The organism is Paraburkholderia yinzeri (genome assembly GCF_046581065.1).
Lineage (GTDB): Bacteria > Pseudomonadota > Gammaproteobacteria > Burkholderiales > Burkholderiaceae > Paraburkholderia.
In genome coordinates this window covers 732,932-751,683 of the sequence record NZ_JBFOCJ010000003.1, presented here as the reverse complement: position 1 = coordinate 751,683, position 18,752 = coordinate 732,932, and the positions used below count along the sequence as shown (strand labels likewise).

The 18,752-nt window shown below is 65.5% G+C and carries 15 protein-coding genes; 7 read left to right on the top strand and 8 right to left on the bottom strand.

What is annotated here, in order from left to right; all coding sequences use genetic code 11:
- The first annotated feature begins 45 nt into the window (after positions 1-45).
- Positions 46-738 (top strand): pyridoxamine 5'-phosphate oxidase family protein, encoded by a 693-nt coding sequence (locus WJ542_RS30240; RefSeq protein WP_411193212.1) that lies wholly within the window; start codon positions 46-48, stop codon positions 736-738.
- Between the two features lie 23 nt (positions 739-761).
- On the opposite strand, the gene WJ542_RS30235 is transcribed toward WJ542_RS30240, so the two are convergent.
- Positions 762-3,230, bottom strand: a complete 2,469-nt coding sequence (locus WJ542_RS30235) for a DUF3772 domain-containing protein (protein WP_411193211.1) — start codon at positions 3,228-3,230, stop codon at positions 762-764.
- A 232-nt stretch (positions 3,231-3,462) separates the two neighbouring features.
- Here WJ542_RS30235 and WJ542_RS30230 point away from each other — a divergent pair, with 232 nt between their 5' ends.
- The 4 genes from WJ542_RS30230 (at position 3,463) to WJ542_RS30215 (ending at position 7,300) form a co-directional block, all read left to right on the top strand.
- Positions 3,463-4,752, top strand: a complete 1,290-nt coding sequence (locus WJ542_RS30230) for an NAD(P)/FAD-dependent oxidoreductase (protein ID WP_411193210.1) — start codon at positions 3,463-3,465, stop codon at positions 4,750-4,752.
- 12 nt (positions 4,753-4,764) lie between these two features.
- Positions 4,765-5,322: a helix-turn-helix domain-containing protein gene (locus WJ542_RS30225; RefSeq protein WP_411193209.1), complete on the top strand. Its 558-nt coding sequence runs from the start codon at positions 4,765-4,767 to the stop codon at positions 5,320-5,322.
- Positions 5,323-5,441: 119 nt separating this feature from the next.
- Positions 5,442-6,788, top strand: a complete 1,347-nt coding sequence (locus WJ542_RS30220) for a glutamine synthetase family protein (RefSeq protein WP_411193208.1) — start codon at positions 5,442-5,444, stop codon at positions 6,786-6,788.
- A 236-nt stretch (positions 6,789-7,024) separates the two neighbouring features.
- Positions 7,025-7,300 (top strand): HU family DNA-binding protein, encoded by a 276-nt coding sequence (locus tag WJ542_RS30215; RefSeq protein ID WP_027794724.1) that lies wholly within the window; start codon positions 7,025-7,027, stop codon positions 7,298-7,300.
- 197 nt (positions 7,301-7,497) lie between these two features.
- Here WJ542_RS30215 and WJ542_RS30210 read toward each other — a convergent pair whose 3' ends face one another.
- From WJ542_RS30210 to WJ542_RS30195, 4 genes are all read right to left on the bottom strand, one after another.
- The gene (locus WJ542_RS30210; RefSeq protein WP_411193207.1) at positions 7,498-9,030 is read right to left on the bottom strand and encodes a sensor domain-containing diguanylate cyclase; all 1,533 of its coding nucleotides are present in this window, start codon (positions 9,028-9,030) and stop codon (positions 7,498-7,500) included.
- A gap of 171 nt (positions 9,031-9,201) precedes the next feature.
- A complete protein-coding gene (locus WJ542_RS30205) occupies positions 9,202-10,725 on the bottom strand; it encodes an MDR family MFS transporter (protein ID WP_411193206.1) in 1,524 nt (507 codons plus the stop codon).
- Positions 10,722-11,171, bottom strand: coding sequence for a MarR family winged helix-turn-helix transcriptional regulator (locus WJ542_RS30200; protein ID WP_411193205.1), 450 nt, complete (start codon positions 11,169-11,171; stop codon positions 10,722-10,724). The genes WJ542_RS30205 and WJ542_RS30200 overlap by 4 nt, the downstream gene beginning before the upstream one ends.
- A gap of 194 nt (positions 11,172-11,365) precedes the next feature.
- Positions 11,366-12,199 (bottom strand): MetQ/NlpA family lipoprotein, encoded by an 834-nt coding sequence (locus WJ542_RS30195; protein ID WP_411193204.1) that lies wholly within the window; start codon positions 12,197-12,199, stop codon positions 11,366-11,368.
- A 275-nt stretch (positions 12,200-12,474) separates the two neighbouring features.
- On the opposite strand from WJ542_RS30195, the gene WJ542_RS30190 reads away from it, so the two are divergent.
- Positions 12,475-13,824, top strand: coding sequence for an LLM class flavin-dependent oxidoreductase (locus tag WJ542_RS30190; protein WP_411193203.1), 1,350 nt, complete (start codon positions 12,475-12,477; stop codon positions 13,822-13,824).
- A 32-nt stretch (positions 13,825-13,856) separates the two neighbouring features.
- On the opposite strand, the gene iolG is transcribed toward WJ542_RS30190, so the two are convergent.
- The 3 genes from iolG to WJ542_RS30175 all read right to left on the bottom strand — a co-directional run bounded on the left by iolG (position 13,857) and on the right by WJ542_RS30175 (position 16,846).
- Complete coding sequence (iolG, locus tag WJ542_RS30185; RefSeq protein WP_411193202.1) at positions 13,857-14,864, bottom strand: inositol 2-dehydrogenase; 1,008 nt, start codon at positions 14,862-14,864, stop codon at positions 13,857-13,859.
- 127 nt (positions 14,865-14,991) lie between these two features.
- Positions 14,992-15,765, bottom strand: a complete 774-nt coding sequence (locus WJ542_RS30180) for a TIM barrel protein (protein ID WP_411193201.1) — start codon at positions 15,763-15,765, stop codon at positions 14,992-14,994.
- 61 nt (positions 15,766-15,826) lie between these two features.
- Complete coding sequence (locus WJ542_RS30175) at positions 15,827-16,846, bottom strand: sugar ABC transporter substrate-binding protein (RefSeq protein WP_411193200.1); 1,020 nt, start codon at positions 16,844-16,846, stop codon at positions 15,827-15,829.
- Between the two features lie 191 nt (positions 16,847-17,037).
- Here WJ542_RS30175 and WJ542_RS30170 point away from each other — a divergent pair, with 191 nt between their 5' ends.
- Entirely contained in the window at positions 17,038-18,714 is a 1,677-nt protein-coding gene (locus tag WJ542_RS30170) for an extracellular solute-binding protein (RefSeq protein ID WP_411193199.1), read from the top strand.
- Positions 18,715-18,752: the final 38 nt, after the last annotated feature.

Genomic DNA, 18,752 nt, shown 5'->3' with positions numbered 1-18,752 from the left:
CCTTATCGTAACGGGCTTTCCAGTGCCCCATCGAGGATGCCGACCATGACCGCCGCCGACACCAGCCAGCCGCCTTCGTCCCGTACGCGTGTGCGCCGCGAGGCACACCGCGCGGATTACGACAAGGCGACGCTGCACGCGATTCTCGACGAAGCATGGCTCTGCCATGTCGCCTTCGCCGACGACCACGGCGTGCATTGCATTCCCACGGCGTGCTGGCGCGAGGGCGACTATCTCTACATCCATGGCTCGAACGGCAGCCGCATGCTCAAGGTAGCGGATGCTGGCGCGCAGGTCTGCGTGACGGTGACGCATCTCGATGGGCTCGTGCTCGCGCGCTCGGCGTTCAATCATTCGATGAACTACCGTTCTGCCGCGATCTACGGCGTATTCGAAGCGGTTCCGCTCGATCACAAGGCCGCGGCGCTCGATGCGTTCATGGAGCGTCTGGCGCCGGGCCGTGGAAACGAGGCGCGCCGGGGCAGCGAAAAGGAACTGGCCGCGACGACCGTGCTGCGGATTTCGCTCGCGGAGGCGGCATCGAAGAGACGCACGGGCGGCCCGAACGACGACGAAGCGGATCTCGCGCGTGCCGTCTGGGCGGGCGTGCTGCCGATGGCGCTGCGGCCGCTGCCGCCCGAGGTGGAGCCCGCCGCGCGCGGCGCGGCAACACCCGGTTACGTGGACGATTGGGCGCGCCGCGCAGCCGGTGCCCCGGCGGCGGGCACCGCGGACTGAGCCGCGCGCCCGCTTCGGTCGACCTAGGCCTCTTCCGGCGGCACGTTCTGCACCATCAGCATGCGCGGATTCGACAATGGAATCTGTGCCGCGCGCAGCCGCTTCAGGATATCGAACAGCAGGTCGCTCTTCGTCGAGGCCGCGATGCGCGGGCTCGACACATAACCTGTCACGCTGAGCGTGATGCCGTCCGGCGTGAGCTGGCTGAACGTTACCGACGGCGCGGGCTTTTCCAGAATCGCCGGATGTTCGAGATAGGCTTCGAGCAGCAGGTCCCGCACCTGTTCCGGATCCGTGTTCAGCGGGAACGTCAGTGCGAGCGTCGCGACGCCTTGCGTGCTGTCGCCCATCGTCACGTTGCGCACGTTTTGCGAGATCAGTTGCGAGTTGGGCACGATCATCGTCGACCGGTCGCTGAGCTGGATTTCCGTCGCGCGCACGTTGATGCGGCGGATGTCGCCTTCCACGCCGCCGATGCTGATCATGTCGCCCACCTTCACCGGGCGCTCGGTCAGCAGGATCAGCCCCGAGACGAAGTTCTTCACGACTTCCTGCAGGCCGAAACCGATACCCACGGATAGCGCGCTGACGATCCACGCGAGACTGTCCCATTTCACCCCGAGCAGTGACAGCGTCAGCAGCACGAGCAGCACGTAGCCCACATTCGTGAACAACGTGATGAGCGATACGCGCATGCCGGGATCCATGCCGAGCGTCGGCATGAACTTGTGCTCCAGCCAGCGCCGCACCGAACGCAGCACGTAAAAGCCGACCACGAACCCGATCACCGCGTTCGTGATGTGGTCCGGCATGATGTTGAGGCTCTGCAGCCGCTGGCCGCCCAGCGTGGCCATGAAGCTGTTGATGAGGTCGCCGGGCGTGGTGCCGAAGCCGCCCGTGAGCAGCGCGACGACCGCGAGCAGGATCAGGAGGCTCGTGCCGAGCCCCGACAGCACGGTTTGCGCCTGGTCGAGGTGCCGGTCTTCGAGCCCGAACAGATTCTTGATCTGTTTGCCGGTGGTCAGATTCGCGGCGAACAGGCTTTCAAAGAGGTCGCGAATCAGTTGCGTCAGCACATAAAGGCTGCACAACACGATCTCGAACCAGACGAGTTCGTAGGTGATGAAGCGGGCGACCGTGATGTAGCCGATGGCCAGCGCGATCAGCGACGCGAAGATCGCAAGCGACACGCCGGCGTGGATCAGCCCCGCGAGCGTGGAGTGCGATTCCGGCGCCTTGCCGGCCGCGGCCAGTGCGCTGCGCACGCGGTTCGCGCGCAACAGCGCCGCACCGACCGTCAGCACGATGACGAGCGAGACGACGCCGCGGCCAAAGAGGGTGAGCGACAGGCTCGTGTCGATGATCCGGTTGATCGATTCGATCGTGCCGGACGCGAGCAGCAGTGCGGCCAGTGCGCTCGGGAATGGCCGCAACGCGCGCGCGACGGGATCGGCCAGCGCAGGCAGCCGCCAGGTGGGATGATGCCGGCTGATGAGCGCCCGGCCGAGGCCCGCGATCAGCGCGCAGGTCAAGGTCAGCTTGCCGAGCTGGGTCCACAGGTCGTCGAGCGCCGGCGTGAGTTCGAAGTGGCGGGCCAGCGCGAGGTAGAGGACCTGCATGGCCAGGCCGGTTGCCAGCAGCGAAGCAACCGTGGTCGCAAGAGCCAGCGCGCTGCGGCGCAGATGGGTTGCGGGCAGGCGATGCAGGCAAATCCAGGCGAGCGCGCGTTCGATCAGCCGCCTGCCTCCAATCCAGACCGCGAGCGCGGCGCACAGCAGCAGCACGGTCCCGGCACGCCGTCCGGGCTGCCACACCGACGCCAGCATGTCGCCCAGTTGCGCGTTGAACGCGGTGAGCCGCTGAACATCGTCGGGCGGCTGCCGGAACAGCGGCAGCCAGAATTCCGCACTGAAAATGCCGCCCGTGCGCAGCGCGAGCTGATTCTTCAGCAGGCCGCGGTGCAGCTTCTGGAACTGGTCGGTCAGGTTCGCGAGATTGGTTTTCTGATCGACAGCCTGCTGCAAAGCCGCGTCGATCTGCGCCTTGCGCGCGCTCAAGGCTGCCCGCTGGCGCGCCACGCCCGAAGTGCTGGGCGAGGCGCCCGGCTCGGGCGCGGGGCCGAGCACGTCGAGCTGGGCCTGGAGTTGCGTGCTCTGAAGCGCGAGCTGGCTGCGCAATTTCTCGACGTCGGCGCTCAGGTCCTGGGTCGCATCGGCGAGCGCGTCGAGTTCCTTGCTATTGGTGGCCTCCGACGTTTGCTGCTTGATGCGGTCCTGCTCGGCCTGCATTTGTTTGAGCTGGGCGAGCGCGTCGCCAGGCGCTATGTCGGGAGGCGGGGCGCCGACGCCGCTCGCGCTAACGGCGGATACAGCGGTCGGGAAAGCCGATGCCGGGGCGAGCGCCGCAAGCTGCAGCAGCGCGATGAAGGCGATCCGGAGCGCGAGGCCAGGAAGTCGTGGTCTCGAGGTCGGACGCTCGTGAAATGTCGGCATGGTGGGTGTTGGCGGGTCGTTTTCTGGCTTGGGCCATGGGTCCGGTTGAATGTTACCGGCAAGCGCGGCCCATGATTCTCCTGGATGTCCGAAACAGGCGGGCGGTTCGCGGCTCATTCCCGGCTCCTGATGCGCGGGTGCCGCGGCGCGCAAACCAAAGAGATTTGCCTTCGTGAAATTATCGTGGTATTTTTTCATGAAATTCATCGTGTAAATTTTCACGGACGTTGCCATGTTCGTCGAGTCGAGCCAACACATAGACAGTTATTACGCGCGCGCCTGGCCGGGCGTGCTGCCTGTGCGCGATCCGCTGGAGGGCGATGGCAGCGTGGATGTCGTGATTGTCGGCGGCGGCTTCAGCGGGTTGCATTCGGCGCTGCGTCTTGCGCTGGCGGGCAAGCGGGTGGCACTGCTCGAAGCGAGCCGCGTGGCCTGGGCCGCTTCGGGGCGCAATGGCGGGCAGGCGCTGCTCGGCTGGTCGTGCGACATGGGGCCGCTCGAACGCTCGCTGGGCGTGGAGCGCACGCGGCAGCTCTGGGACAGCATGTGCTGGGCCGCAGCCGAAGTGCGCGAATTGCCCGCGCGGCACGGCTTCGATGTCGATTACCGGCCCGGCAGCCTGTGGGCGGCCGTGCGGCAGAGCCGCGTCGGCATGCTGCAGGAGGCGCGCGACGAGGCCATTCACAAGTGGGGCTATGACAAGCTGCGGTTCATTCCCGAAGCGGAAATGTCCGAATGGATCGGGAGTCCTCGCTATCGCGCGGCGCTCTACGATCCGGAGGCGGGGCATCTGAATCCGCTGAAACTGGCGCTCGGTCTGGCGGACGCCGTCGAGCGCGCGGGCGGCCGGATCTTCGAGCAAAGCCGCGTGCTCGCGTGGCAGGAGACCGGCTCGGGTTTCGTGGTCAGCACGAGCCGCGGAAAAATACGGGGCGATACGCTCGTGCTCGCGTGTAATGCCTACATCGACCAGCTCGACAGCAAGCTGGCAAGGCGCGTGCTGCCCGTCGGCACCTGGCAGGTCGCGACGCGTCCGCTCGATCCTTCGCTCGCGAAGCTGCTGTTGCCGCGCAACAGTTGCGTGATCGACAACCAGTTCGTTCCCGACTACTTCCGGTTGAGCCCCGATCACCGGCTGCTGTTCGGCGGCGCGTGCACGTATCTCGGCGGCATTCCGAAGGACATTGCAGCCGCGATCCGCCCGAGTCTCGAGCGCGCCTTTCCCAAGCTGCGCGGCATTGCGTTCGACTATGCGTGGGGCGGGCATATCGACATCAGCATCCGGCGCACGCCGGACGTGGGTCGCGAACGCCAACGCTACTGGCTGCAGGGCTTTTCCGGCCATGGCGTGCTGCCGACGCTGGCGGCCGCGCGTGCGGTCACCGACTCGATCCTCGGCGACGACCGCTTGCTCGCGCTTTACCAGGGCATTCATAATCCGCCGTTTCCGGGCGGCGAGCGCTTCGCCGCACCGCTGGAGGCGCTCGGCAAGCTGTGGTATCGCCTGCGCGACGTTGTGTGACGGGGCATCGAAATGGACAAGCAGGACGAAATAGAAGGCCTCGCGATCCTGATTCGCGATCTGCGCAAGCACAAGAAGGTGACGCTTGCCGAGCTCGCGAAACGCATCGGGCGATCGGTGGGGTTTCTTTCGCAGGTGGAGCGCGGGCTCTCGCGTCCCACGGTGACGGATCTGACCGCCATCGGCGAGGCGCTGCAGACGCCCACCACCTATTTCTACAGCGTGAGCAAGCCGCGCGCGTTGCCGTGGGTGACGCGCCCGGGCGAGCGGCGCGTCCTGTACTACGCGGGCGGCATCACCGACGTGCTGGTTTCGCCGGGCATGTCGTCGCGCTTTTCGATGCTGGAGAGCCTGCTGGAGCCGGGCGCGACGAGCGGCGACCGCCCGGTGGACGACAGCGACGAACAGGGTGGCTTCGTGCTGGAGGGCGAACTGACGATCCGGCTGGACGGCGAGGAAGAGCCGGTGACGCTGGGCGCCAACGACAGCTTCCAGTTGCCCGCGCGCTGCCGCTTCAGCTACGCCAATCTCGGCGACACGCCCACGAGGGTCCTCTGGGTATTCACGTGACGTGAGGACGGGGGCGCCGCAGCCGCAGCCGCGGCGCATGCATGCCGATTTCATTCATGCGATCAGTAGTCCATACATAAGAACCCACCGCTTTCTCTGGCGCAACCAAGGACTTTACCGTGACATCTCCCGCAGTCGATCTGGTCGGCGAAGTGCGTGCATTTCGCGAGGCTCATCCCGACGTGCGCTACGTCGATCTCCTGTGCCTGGATATTCCGGGTCACTTCTACGGCAAGCGCTACCCCATCGGGATGCTCGAAAAAGTCGCGGCCGGCTCGCTGCTGAAGCTGCCCCAGAACTGCGTGCTGCTGGGCACGCAGGGCGGTGTCTATCCGATCGGACAGTACTGCTTCCATGACGGCGATCCGGACGCGCCGCGCCGGCTCGTGCCCGGCACGCTCAAACCGGTGCGCTGGGAGAAGGCGCCGCTCGGCCAGATGCTGATTACGTCGGACGGCACGCCGGCGCCCATCGGCTTCGAACCGCGCGAGGTGCTCGCGCGCGTGCTGGAACGCTTCGCAAGGCGCGGCATGCATCCCGTGGTGGCCTTCGAGCTGGAGTTTTATTTGTTCGACGCGAAGCTGAAGAACGGTCTGCCGCAGCATGCGCGCGATCCGTTTAGCGGCGATGAGGATAACCAGGCGAACATGCATATCGAGCGCCTCTCGCGTTTCTCGGAGGTGCTGCACGATATGGTGGAGACCGCGCGCGAGCAGGGTGTGGACGCAACGGTCATTACTGCAGAGCTGGGGCCGGGCCAGTTCGAAATCAACTTCGGCCATTGCGACGATGGCCTGCGCGCGGCGGACTGGTCGGCGCTCTTCTGCCGCAGTACGCGCGGCGTGGCGATGAGCCAGGGTTACCGCGCGAGCTTCATGTCAAAGCCGTGGCTCGATGCGCCCGGCAGCGGCATGCACGTCCACGTGAGCCTCTACGACCGTGCCGGCAACAACGTGCTCGCGGCGAACGACAAGCGCGCATTGCGTCACGCGGTGGCCGGCTGTCTCGCGCTGCTGCCGCATTGCATGCCGGTTTTCGCGCCCAATCACAACGCTTTTCGCCGCTACGGGGCGATGGTGAACGCCGCCAGCCGCGCGAGCTGGGGCTTCGAAGACCGCGACGCGTGCATCCGCATTCCCGACTCGGACGACGTGAACCTGCGCATCGAACATCGCCTCGCGGGGGCTGACGCCAATCCGTATCTCGTGCTCGCGGCGATTCTCACCGGCATCGAGCACGGGCTCGACGCGGGCCGCGAACCGATCGCGCCGCTCAACGAGGACCGTTCGAGCGGCATCGATTTTCCGGGCGACATGCTGGCGGCCGTCACCGCGATGCGCGGCCATCCGGCCGTGCGCGAGGGCCTGGGCGAAGATTTCGTCATGGTGTACTGCGAAAACAAGCGCCAGGACCACCTGGACTTCATGAACGAGATCGGCAGCCGCGAATATCGCTGGTTCCTGTGAGCGCAACGATTCCGTGCATCTGCATAAATCGTTCCTGGCCAGTGACTTAGCGCTTCCGGGGCGCTTTGCCGACACAGTGACATCTTCTTGTGATATTCATCTGTCTTGCCCCGGGGACGGGGTGTAAGACACGTGCCGGACGGGCGAAAGACGCGTATCCATATGCAACGCGATTTGCCTGTTTCGCGCGCGTGAGGTAGGGTATGCAGGTTTTCTCAACTCAACACAGGTAGCAGATGAACAAACAGGAACTCATTGACGCGGTCGCCGCAAGCACGGGCGAGACCAAGGCAGCGACCGGCGCGACGATCGACGCGATCCTCGAGGTCGTTCAGCGCACGGTTACCTCGGGCGATTCCGTACAGCTCGTCGGCTTCGGCTCGTTCTCGACCGGCCAGCGTGCTGCCCGCGTGGGCCGCAACCCGGCCACGGGCGCGGAAATCCAGATCGCTGCGGCCAAGACGGTGAAGTTCACGGCTGGCAAGGCGTTCAAGGACGCAGTGAACGGCTGATTGCTGTCCGTCATGATGAGGCAGGCAAGGTTCGCGCCCGTTGGCGCGAGGCTTGAGCGTCTGCGGCCTCGCTAACGTCGCGACGGCTGAAGCTGGCGGTCGCCCCGTAGCGGGCCGCCGCTGGCGCGGCAAGCCGCGAGCGGCCCCGCGTTGCGCGCCGGCCCTCGCTGCTTTCGCCGGTTATCTCGGCATCCGAATCAATCGGGTGCTCGCGGGCTGCCCGCAGCATTTCCCGCAGGACTGCTATTTTCCCCATCGTCGTCACGAACCGGCTCGTTGCGCCGCCGCTTGGCGTCGTACATCGCCGCATCCGCCACGCGCAGCATGGCCTCGATGCTTTCGCCTTCATCACAGGTCGAGCAACCTAGCGAAAAGCTGAGCGCGGGGCCGCCGTAGAACTGGTTGTTCAGTTCGACAAGCTTTCCTATGCTTTCCGCCACGATTTCCGCGTCGCGCTCGTCGGCGCCCGGCATTAGCACGGCGAATTCGTCTCCGCCAATGCGTGCCGCCTGATACGGCTTCTGGATCGCCTTCGCCAGCACTTCGCCCGCGCGGCGCAGCAGGGCATCGCCGGCGGCGTGCCCGAGCTGGTCGTTGACGAGCTTCAGGTTGTCCATGTCGAGCACGATCGCGCTCACCGGGAACGGCCCCTTGCGCTGGAGGCGGTTCAGTTCGTCCACGTAGAACGAGCGGTTTTTCAGCTTCGTCAGAACGTCGTGCTTGCCGAGGAATTCGAGGTAGGCTTCCGCTTTCTTGCGCGCCGTGATGTCGGTGAGCGCGAGCAGCACCAGGTCCCACTGTTCCTCGTGCCCCGGAAAGACCGAGAATTGCAGATGCACGTGCAGTTCGCTGCCGTCCAGCGCGTAGTTGAGCACTTCGCGCTGGTGGAAAAGGCGCCCCTCCCAGAGGTCGAACAGTTGCTCGCGAAAGTGCGGACGCATCTCGTCGCGGAATACGTCGGGCAGCCGGGTGAGCAGCGTCGCTTTGTCGGGAGCCCGAAACATGCCGAGCGTGTAGTGGTTGATGTCCACCACCTGGATTTCGCTCATGCAGCGCTCGACGAATTCGGGGTGAACGTCGGTGAAGGTGCGGAAGTCGACAATGCCCTGCATTCGCACGTCTTCCAGCAACTGGCGGATCGCCGAGAAATTCTCGACCCAGAGCGAAACGGGCGCGTGTTCGAAGATGCCCTGCGCGTACAACTGGTTCGCCATCGCACGATGACGGGCTTCTTCGACCGCGGAGACGTCTTCGATGGCCACCAGCACGCGACTCCAGTCTTCCTCGTGACCCGGCAAGATCACGCCGCGCAGCAGGATGTCCATGCGGCGGCCGTCGAGCGCGTAGTTCACGCTCTGGCTCTCGAACGTCGGGTTCCCGGCCCACATCTGCTCGAGCTCGCCAACGTGCGCCTGGAACATGTCGTCGCGGAGCACGGAGCCCAGGTGCGCGGCGAGTTCGTCGTAATCGCGCGCGCCATACATGCGCAGCGTGTGCTGGTTGACCTTCAGCACTCGGATGCATGCCGAACATTCGGCCACGCGGCGCGGCTCCTCTTCGAGGTGGCGGCGGATGTCCGTGACGCCGGCCGCGCGCCAGCGATCGAACAGCGCGCGCAGTTGGCTATAGTCTTCGAGCCACAGCGAGGTGGGCGTGACGTCGAACAGCGCGAGCAGATCGACGCCCGTCGTGGCGAAGCTGGCGGCAGTGGCCTGGGTGCCTTGTTGCATGTCGGGTGGATGTAAGGGGAGGACGGCGGCGGTATGCGCCGCGGGCGAATATCCGCATCCTGGCATACCTTGCGCTTTCCGTGAGTATGGAAATAACGCCCGCGCGGCGCCGCCACGGCCGGCAATGCCGTTACGGCAGGAAAACCCGGAACGGATAACGGCTGGCCGCTCTCAGGACTTGAGCGGCTCGTCCGCGTGGTGGTGCGCGCGCAACGGCAACTCGGGCAGAAACAGGACGAGCACGAGCGCAATGGCGATGATGCACGCTCCCATGGCGAAAATGCCGGCAATGGCGTGGCGGTAGATGGCCGTCGCGACCTCGTGGCCGACGCTTGCCGCATGCGCCGAAACGTGCGCGAGTTGCGGCGCCGCCGAGTGCCGCAGCTTCGCCGCGAGGATCGCCCCGGCACCCGTGACGCCGATCAGGCCGCCGAGGGAGCGGAAGAAGGCGAGGGTGGCCGTGCCCACGCCGCGATGGCTGGCAGGCAAGGCATTTTGCACGGCAATCGTCATGTTGGGCATCACGAGTCCGAGCCCGAGCCCCACCGCGACGATGCACGGCTCGACCACGCCCAGCGGCTGGGCGCTGCCTATGCTCCAGGCGAGCACGCCGAAGGAGGCGACCGCGAGCGCGAGACCCGCAATCTGGGCGGGCTTGTAGCGTCCGCGGCGCAGCAGCACGCGTCCGTTGAAGACCGACGATACCACCACGCCCATCATCAGCGGCCCGGTGAGAAAACCCGAATGCGAGGGGCTGACGCCTTCCACGGTCTGGAAGTAGAGCGGGAAGAAGACGCTCGATCCCAGCAGGCCCATGAACGTGAATGCGAGGACAGTGCAGGCGATCACGAAGAGGCGGTCGGCAAAGAGCGCCGGCGGCAGGACGGGTTCGGGCGTGCGCCGCGTGTGCAGCGCGAAGACGAGACCGAGCGCCACGGCGAGGGAGGCGCAGAGGGCTACCTGGGCCGAGTCCCACGCCCACTCGGAGCCGCCGAGCGCGAGCACGAGCAGGAGGGCCGTCGTGGTCGAGGTGAGCAGGACGGCGCCCGCATAGTCGATGCGCCGCGTGCGTAGCGGCGGCGAGTGGCGCAGCGCGCGGCCGATCACGTAAAGCGCGACGGCGCCGATCGGCAGGTTCGCGTAGAAGATCCAGTGCCACGAAAGCAGGTCGGTGATGATGCCGCCCGCGAGCGGTCCCACGACGCTGCAGACGGCATAGACCGCGCTGATCGAGCCCTGGCGGCGGCCGCGTTTTGCGGGCGGCACGAGGTCGCCGACGATGGTTTGCGTGAGCGGCAGCAGGCCGCCCGCGCCCAGACCCTGCACCGCGCGAAAGGCGATGAGCTGCGGCAGGCTGCGGGACAGGCCGCTCAACGCGGAGCCGAACAAGAAAAGCAGGATGGCCGCGTAGAGCACGGGCTTGCGTCCGTACTGGTCGCTCAGCTTGCCATAGAGCGGCATGGTGGCCGTCGAGGCGAGCACATAGGCCGAGACGACCCACGACAAATGCGTGACGCCGCCGAACTCCGCGATGATGCGCGGCAACGCCGTGGCGACGATGCTCTGGTCGAGCGCGCCGAGACCCATCACGATCATCAAGCCGGTCAGCACGGAGCGGATTTCGCGCCGCTTGGGTGCGTCGCCGGCGGAGGGTGCGGCTGGCGCCGCCTGCGCGCGCCCGCTGTCCGCGTTCATGCCACGACCCGGCCGAGCGGTTCGACGGCCTCCCGGATGGCCCGGCGATCGGCCGGCGAAAGCGCGGCGAGCTGGCGCGCCAGCCAGTCCGTGCGGTTGCGCTTGATCGCCTTGATCGCGTCGCGTCCCTTCTTCGTGGCGACGAGGCCCACGCGCCTGCGGTCGTCGGGATCGTTCGCCTCGCGCTCGACTAGGCCTGCGCTCTCCATCGCCTTGGCATGCCCGCTGATGGTCGGCCCACGCACGTTCTCGAGCGCGGCGAGGTCGGTCACGCCGATGCCGGGATGCTTGACGATGGAGGCGAGCAGCAGCGCCTGGAGCGGCGAGACCTCGGGATGCTGGCTTTCGCGCCGCAGCTCGCGCAGCAGGCGATGCAGCACCGGGCGCAGTGCCTCGGCGATTTCAAGGGCGGAAGCGAGAGCGTCGGGTGGGGCGGGCTGATTCATGGGGCCGGCGGCGCGCAGCGGCGAATCTGGATTGATAGGCTACCTATGTTATTCGGCGTGCGCAGGAATGTCACCTGGGGTAAGCGTGCAGGGCGATCGGAGGGCCTTCGAAGGGGGATGAACGGGATTGCCGGGAGTGCGATCGCCGCGGATCGTTCCGGCCGTCCGCGGCGATTGACGGCGTCACGTCGTGGTTAGTGCTGCGGCGCGCCTTGCCAGGCCGGCAGCGTCGCGCCGTGGTAGACGGCGAGGATCTCGTGTGCCACGTTGGGCTGCTGATAGCTTTCCACGAGTGCTCTGACCCACGGAGCGTTTTCATCTTTCGCGTTGACCGCGATGAAATTGCGGTACGGATTGCCGCCCACGGCTTCCTGCGCAATGCGCTGGTCGGGAATGCGGATGCCGGACTTGATGGCCCAGTCGGTATTGATCACGGCGGCGTCGAGGTCGCGGATCGCGCGCCCGACGATGCCGGCGTCGAGCTCCTTGATCTTGATGTCCTTCGGATTTTTCTCGATGTCGCGAGCCGTGGGCAGGAGGCCCAGGTCGCCGCGCAGCGTGATGAGCCCCTGCGCCTGCAGCAGCAACAGCGCGCGGCCTTCGTTGCTGGGATCGTTGGGCACGCCGATGACGGCGCCTTGCGGCAGGTCGGCCACCGACTTCACTTTGACCGAATAGAGCCCGATCGGTTGAACGTAGGTGTAGCCCATGGGCACGATGGCATAGTTGTGGGCCTTGATCTGTGCATCCAGATACGGCTTGTGCTGGAATGAATTGGCGTCGAGGTCGCGTTCGGACAGCGCTTCGTTCGACTGCGTGTAGTCGTTGAACGTCGTCACCTTCACGGCCAGCCCGTGTTTCGCGGCATTGGCCGCCACGACGCGCCACACATCTTCGTCTTCGCCGGACATGATGCCCACGCGCACCGTCTGGTCTGCCGCGAGCGCCACGTGCGCGCCGCCAGCCCCCGCGGCGAGCACGCCCGATGCGACCAGGCTTGCGAGCCATTTTCTATTGTTGCGATTCATTCGATACGCCCTACGACGGGTTGAAGATCGGGAAATGCTAGCGAGTGGCCGCATCTCGCGACAACCAATTTTGTGCGCTTTATATATGCCCGCGGCGTTGATATGCACTGCGCTCGCGCGTAGAAGCACCGCGCGGCGCGGCGGAGAAAATGCTTGTTCCTGAAACTGATAAAGCGCCGGATCTGTGCATAGGCACATAACGAGTGGGGATTCTGCGCAGTTCGGAGAACCGGCGTATGGTAGGGCCTTCCATTTCGAACGGCCGGAACCGTACCATGACCCGCACCCGTCAGTTGCACCTTGGCGCGTTCATGCGCCCCGTTAGCCTGCATACCGGGGCGTGGCGCTATCCCGGTGCCTGGCCGGACGCGAATTTCAATTTCGCTCATCTCAAGCGCCTCGCGCAGACGCTGGAAGCGGCGCGTTTCGACGCGTTCTTCATGGCCGATCACCTCGCCGTGCTGAACATGCCCATTCAGGCGCTGCGCCGCAGCCACACCGCGACGTCGTTCGAACCCTTCACGCTGCTTTCCGCGCTCGCGGCCGTGACGGAGAAGATCGGCCTCGTCGCGACCGCGTCAACCACGTTCGACGCGCCGTATCACGTCGCGCGCCGCTTTGCGTCGCTCGATCATCTGAGCGGCGGACGCGCGGGCTGGAATCTCGTGACCACCTCGAACCCGGATGCCGCGCTGAATTTCGGTCTGGAAGATCATGTGGAGCACGACGAGCGCTACCGGCGCGCCCGCGAATTCTTCGACGTGGTGACGGGCCTGTGGGATAGCTGGGACGACGACGCCTTCGTCCGCGACGTCGAGAGCGGGGACTATTTCGATCCCGCGAAGCTTCACGTGCTCGCGCATCGCGGCGAGCATCTTTCGGTGCGCGGACCGCTGAATATCGCGCGGCCGCCGCAAGGCTGGCCCGTGGTGGTGCAGGCGGGTTCCTCGGAGGCCGGGCGGCAACTCGCGGCCGAAACGGCCGAGGCCGTGTTCACGGCGCAGCCTAGTCTCGCGGCGGGCAAGCGCTTTTATGCGGACGTCAAGGCACGTCTAGAACCGTTGGGCCGCGCGCGCGATCACCTCAAGATCCTGCCCGGCGTATTCGTCGTGCTGGGCGAGTCGGTCGAGGAAGCGCGCGAAAAACGCGCGCTATTGGATACGTTCGTGCACTACGACAGCGGCATCGCTTCGCTGTCGATCGCGCTGGGCCATGACGTCTCGGGCTTCGATCCCGACGGGCCGCTGCCCGACATTCCCGAGACCAATGCGAGTCGTTCGGCGCGGCAGCGCATCGTGGACTGGGCGCGCGAAGACGGTCTCACGATCCGTCAACTCGCACAGCGTGTAGGCGGCTATTCAGGACTGGAAATGGTGGGCACGGCGAAGTCGATCGCGGACGAAATGGAGCGGTGGCTCGTGGAGGAGGGCAGCGACGGCTTCAATGTCATGTTCCCGTTTCTGCCGCAGGGCCTCGACGATTTCACTTCGCGGGTCGTGCCGGAATTGCAGCGGCGCGGCATTTTTCGCCGCGAATACACCGGTTCCACCTTGCGCGAGCATCTTGGCTTGCCACGGCCGGAAAACCGGTTTTTCCGCAAGGAGGCGCCGCCACGCAGCGCGTGACGGCGGCTCGAGCCGTTTGGCTCTCCGGCCGATCAGGTTCCCAGCATGTCGGGCGTGATCGCCACCGTCCCGCCGGTTTGCGCCGAGCGCGTTGCCGCTTCTGCGCAGGCAAGGGCGGCAACGCCATCAGCGATACCCACGGGCACGCAGGTTCCGGTCTTGATGGCCTCGACGAAAGCGCTCCACTCCGCCTCGTAGGCGCGCATGTAACGCTCGAGGAAGAAGTAGACGGGCTTGGCCGAGCGCGCGCCTGTGCTCGTGATGCTTTCGACCGTGTTTTCGAGCACGTTCTTCGCAGCGAGCAGACCACCGGAGCCGAGCAGTTCGATGCGCTGATCGTAGCCGTAGCCGGCGCGCCGCGAGTTCTTGATGACGGCGATGCGGCCATCGTGCCAGGTCAGCGTCACGACGGCCGTATCGATGTCGCCGGCCCTGCCGATCTCGGGGTCGACGATCGAGGAGCCTGCCGCAGTGACCTTCGCGGGCGCGCCGCCCATGATCCAGCAAGCGATGTCGAAGTCGTGAATCGTCATGTCGCGGAACAGCCCGCCCGATACCTTGATATAGGAAACGGGGGGCGGGGCCGGGTCGAAGGAGGTGATGGACAGCAACTCGGCGCGGCCGATGTCTCCGGCGTCGGCGGCTGCCTTGAGGGCGGCGAAGTTCGGGTCGAAGCGGCGGTTGAAGCCGATCATGACCGGCTTGCCTGTTTCGTTGACCCTCGCCTGGCATTTCAGCGCGCGCTCCAGTGTCAGGTCCACCGGTTTTTCGCAGAGCACGGCTTTGCCGGCTTGCGTGGCGCGTTCTATCAGGTCGGCGTGGGTGTCGGTGGACGTGGCGATCAGCACGGCGTCGATGGTGGAGTCGGCGAGAATCTCGCTGACGGAGCGTACCTCGGCGCCATGCTGGGCGGCGAGCTTCGAGGCGGCATCCGCCGCGACGTCCGCGACGGCGGCGAGCTTGCAGTCCGGATTGGCACGGATCGATCGGGCGTGGACCTGGCCGATCCGGCCAGCACCTAGCAGGGCAATATTCAGCATTTGAGCTTTTTTCCGTTTCAGGTTGTTCGAAATCAGGGGCATGCCCGTGTTTCGATGAAATTGTTTCGTACTGCGATTCGTTGAGGATAAAAACCTCGAATACCCGCCTCGCGCTGCTTGCCGCGAGCTAGACGGCGAACGCATCCCGGAACTGCTGCAACGCCGCTTCGTCGTCGCCGCTCGCCCATGCTTCAAGGCCGATCGTGCCGCGGTAGCCAGCTTGCGCCAGGGCCCGGGCGATGGCCGGGTAATGGATCTCTCCGGTACCGGGCTGGCAGCGCCCCGGAACATCGGCAACCTGAATTTCCCCGATCCAGGGCAGCGCCCGGCGGACCAGCTCGATCAGATTGCCCTCGCCGATCTGTGCGTGGTACAGATCGAGATTGAGGCGCAGATGCGGACTGTCCACGGCCTTCACGAGTGCGAGCGTATCCGCGGCGCGCGCGAAGGGCACGCCGGGGTGATCCACTTCCGTGTTGAGATTTTCGAGGCAGAAGACCACGCTGGCGCGCCGTCCGAGTTCCGCCACTTGCGCCAGCGTATGCCGTGCTGCGAGCCACATCGCGCCCGTGACGACGGGCGTGGGTTGGACCGGCATGCCGTTGCCGTCGAGCCCCGTGCCGTGCAGATTCAGGCGCGGGCAATGGAGTCGTTTTGCGGCCTCGATGGATTGTTCGGCGGTTTGCAGAAGCGACCTGGCGCCGCTTTCGGTGATCAGGTCTCCTTCGATATACCCTGTCATCGAGGAAAACGAGGTGCCGCTGGCCGCGAGTTCGGCGATATCGTGCTTCGTCCAGTCCCAGATTTCCACGTGGAATCCGAGATCGGCGATTCGTTTGACGCGCTCGATGAACGGAAGCTGGCGAAAGACCATTTCCGCGCATACCGCAAGTTGAAACATGATGGATCCTCTATCGGGAAGGAACGTAAATTTCAGGAGTGCATGGTAGTGAAGACGGGTATCAGCGATACTGGCCCGCGTACTTTTCGACGAGCGCGACGTTGCTGCGCGTCACGAAGCCGGGCCCGGTGTCGATGCCGTTGGCCGAGAAGCGCGGCGCGAGACCGTAAGTGCGAACGCGTTGCTGAAACTGCGGATTGGCCTGCAGGGCCGCGATGGCCTTGCCGATATCGTGGGTATGGTTCTGTTTCATGATGGCGAGCAGCGCGACCGGAATGTAGCCCTGCAGGTAGGGCTGCTGATCGATCGCGAACTCCACGGTGCCCGCCTCGATGCCCTTGTCGATTTCCGGCGTGAGGTCGAACGTGGCGAAGTAAATCTTCGACGACAATCCGAGCTTGCTGACGGCCCGAAGAGCGGGGACGGCCGAGGTCGGGCCGAGTGCGAGCACGGCCTGGGTGTCGGGCCGCTTGTGCAGCGCTGCAAAGACCTTGTTCTGCACTTCGTTGGGATCGTTGCCGCTATCGAGCGTGGACGTCTTGAAGTCGGCGCCGATCGCTTCGGCGAAGCCGCGGCAGCGTTCGAACGACTCGGGATTGGTCACATTGTTGTTCACGCAGAGAAAGCTTTTGACGCCGGCGGCTTTCGCGCGTTCACCCGCTTCCTTGCCTGCTTCGTACTCCGGTTGGCCTACGTGAAGCAGGGCGCCGAGTTCCGCGTTTTGCTTTGCGGTCCCGGAGTTGAACGTGATCACCGGAATGCCCTTCGAAATAATGGTCTTGACCGGGCCGCTCACGACATCGTAGTCGGCGATCGTCGTCGCCACGCCGTCGTAGTTGCGGGCGGCGGCCTGCTCCAGCAGATGAACCATGTCGGCGAGATCGCCATTGGGCGGGTTGCGATAGTCGACCGTGACGCCGAAGTCCTTCGACGCATCGGCGATGCCGTTCTTGACGACGTTCCAGAACGGATCGGCGTCGGGCGCATGCGAGATCACGGCGAATCTCGCGCCCTCCGCCGTGGCGCTTAGGCTGAACACCGCCATGGCCAGTGCCGCGATCAGGCGTGCTGCTCTCTTCATGCTCGTCTCCTGGTTGATCTTGTCGACGCCCCGTCGTGCGGGTGGCGTATGGCTGCATCCTATGACGCGGTGACCGGCACGCCCGCGGGAGAAATGTCCATTCTGGTTATTTCTCGTCGTATCATAGGCTTACCTTACTTATGGCAACACGGCGTCAGCGCTTTTCGGCGTCGTTTCTCCCCGGGAGACTCATGCACGCACGCGACCGGTTGGCCGCCATCGCCGTCATCGACCGGCTGGCCGAAATACTGCGCGCCGAACTTGGCGACGACGCGCAGGCGATCTGGCCAGTCCTTGGCGCGCTCTTGCAGAATCATCTGAACGACCGGCCCACGACCATCACAGCGCTCGCCGATCTCTCCGGGTTGCCGCGCACGACCGCGCGCCGGGTGGTGTTCGCGCTGAAGGCCGGCGGCCTGCTGGAGTTCCGCTCCGTGTCGGGTTCGGGCAGCCGCGCCATCGTGCGTCCCTCCGCTTCGCTACTCGACCGCGTGGACAGGATTACCGAACAGACGGTCAGGCTGATCGTGGGAGCCAGCGACACCGACTCCTTCGATCGTTTCCAGGCCGAAGGTTTGACGGGGACGCCAGGCATTGCATGGCCACGGCCCGCGCCGGACGGTTTCAACGGCGCGATCGAGTTGACGCTCGTGGCCTACGAAGACCCCGTATTCGACATACTCAAGCGCAACCGCTCCGACATCGAGCGCTTCGTGGGCCATCGCTTGAGGATCCTGACCTGGCCTCAGGACACCTACCGGGATGCGCTCGACAAGGCGCTCGATGACGCATCGCGCGCGGGAGCCGCGGCGCCGGTGCTGGTGGCGATTCCCTTCCCGTGGCTCGCAGAACTCGCCGAAGACGGGCATTTGCTCGAGTTGCAGGCCTTGCAGGCTGCCAGCAGTTTTTCCGGCGCGGACTTTTACGATGCGGCATGGCAGGCCGGCTGGCACGGCAAAGCACTCTACGCCATTCCCGTGCAGCCGACGGTGGACTTCCTGTGGTATCGGCAGGATCTGTTCGAGGCCGAGGGGCTCGATCCGCCTTCGAGTTTCGAAGACGTGATTCGCTGCGCCTCCCGATTGCACCGGCCGAGGCAGGATCGGGCGGGCATCACCTGGAACGCGGCACCGGGTCTGCCGCTTGCCGAATCGTTCCTGCAGATGCTGGGCGCGCAGGGCGGCGTGAGGTTCGACGACGGCGTCCTGCAGGTCGATACCGAACGCGGCAGACAGGTGATCGAGTATCTTCGCGCGCTGCTTCCGTGGTCGTCCACGCAGTTGCGCAGCGCGCACTGGACGCGCAATGCCCAGATTTTCGGCTCGGGGAAATCGGCCATGTGCTATCACTGGTCGAACCGTTACGGCATGCTGGACAGCCATGCGCTGCTGCAGAAAGGCGGTCGCATCGGGCTGCAGTTGCATCCCACGTTCGAGCGGGGCGTGACGCCGATCTCACCTCTCGGCGGCGCGCTGCTGGCGATACCCTCGGGTAATGGTACGGAGGCGGCGCAATGGGCGTGGCGGACGATCGAGACGCTGACCTCGCCGGAACTGATGAAATACTTCGTACTCCATGGGGCGGCAGGCAGCGCCCGCCATTCCGTCGCCGAAGACCGCTACGTGCTGCAACGCAATCGCGTCATCGCCGTCATGGATCAACTGGCGAAAAACCGGCAGATCAGCGCGTTTCCGTTTCCGGCCGTCGCGGGCTATCGCCGCCTGACCCAGACGTTGAGCGATCATCTCGAGTCGCTATTGTTCGACGGCGCGCAGGACGTTCGCAAGGGGCTCGGCAAGCTTCAGGGCGCTCTGGCGCGGGCGCGGCGCGCGCCGGGACCCGCTACCCGGCGAGGCCGGCGCGGGTGATCGGCGACCGGGAGCCCCGCACAGGAGCTTCGCTCCTC

What these genes read in the sequence shown, in the direction of transcription:
- WJ542_RS30210 (WP_411193207.1), bottom strand. Translation starts at nt 9,030, where the DNA reads ATGCAACAAGGCACCCAGGCCACTGCCGCCAGCTTCGCCACGACGGGC.
- WJ542_RS30235 (WP_411193211.1), bottom strand. Translation starts at nt 3,230, where the DNA reads ATGCCGACATTTCACGAGCGTCCGACCTCGAGACCACGACTTCCTGGC.
- WJ542_RS30195 (WP_411193204.1), bottom strand. Translation starts at nt 12,199, where the DNA reads ATGAATCGCAACAATAGAAAATGGCTCGCAAGCCTGGTCGCATCGGGC.
- WJ542_RS30225 (WP_411193209.1), top strand. Translation starts at nt 4,765, where the DNA reads ATGGACAAGCAGGACGAAATAGAAGGCCTCGCGATCCTGATTCGCGAT.
- WJ542_RS30175 (WP_411193200.1), bottom strand. Translation starts at nt 16,846, where the DNA reads ATGAAGAGAGCAGCACGCCTGATCGCGGCACTGGCCATGGCGGTGTTC.
- iolG (WP_411193202.1), bottom strand. Translation starts at nt 14,864, where the DNA reads ATGCTGAATATTGCCCTGCTAGGTGCTGGCCGGATCGGCCAGGTCCAC.
- WJ542_RS30205 (WP_411193206.1), bottom strand. Translation starts at nt 10,725, where the DNA reads ATGAACGCGGACAGCGGGCGCGCGCAGGCGGCGCCAGCCGCACCCTCC.
- WJ542_RS30230 (WP_411193210.1), top strand. Translation starts at nt 3,463, where the DNA reads ATGTTCGTCGAGTCGAGCCAACACATAGACAGTTATTACGCGCGCGCC.
- WJ542_RS30215 (WP_027794724.1), top strand. Translation starts at nt 7,025, where the DNA reads ATGAACAAACAGGAACTCATTGACGCGGTCGCCGCAAGCACGGGCGAG.
- WJ542_RS30200 (WP_411193205.1), bottom strand. Translation starts at nt 11,171, where the DNA reads ATGAATCAGCCCGCCCCACCCGACGCTCTCGCTTCCGCCCTTGAAATC.
- WJ542_RS30190 (WP_411193203.1), top strand. Translation starts at nt 12,475, where the DNA reads ATGACCCGCACCCGTCAGTTGCACCTTGGCGCGTTCATGCGCCCCGTT.
- WJ542_RS30240 (WP_411193212.1), top strand. Translation starts at nt 46, where the DNA reads ATGACCGCCGCCGACACCAGCCAGCCGCCTTCGTCCCGTACGCGTGTG.
- WJ542_RS30170 (WP_411193199.1), top strand. Translation starts at nt 17,038, where the DNA reads ATGCACGCACGCGACCGGTTGGCCGCCATCGCCGTCATCGACCGGCTG.
- WJ542_RS30180 (WP_411193201.1), bottom strand. Translation starts at nt 15,765, where the DNA reads ATGTTTCAACTTGCGGTATGCGCGGAAATGGTCTTTCGCCAGCTTCCG.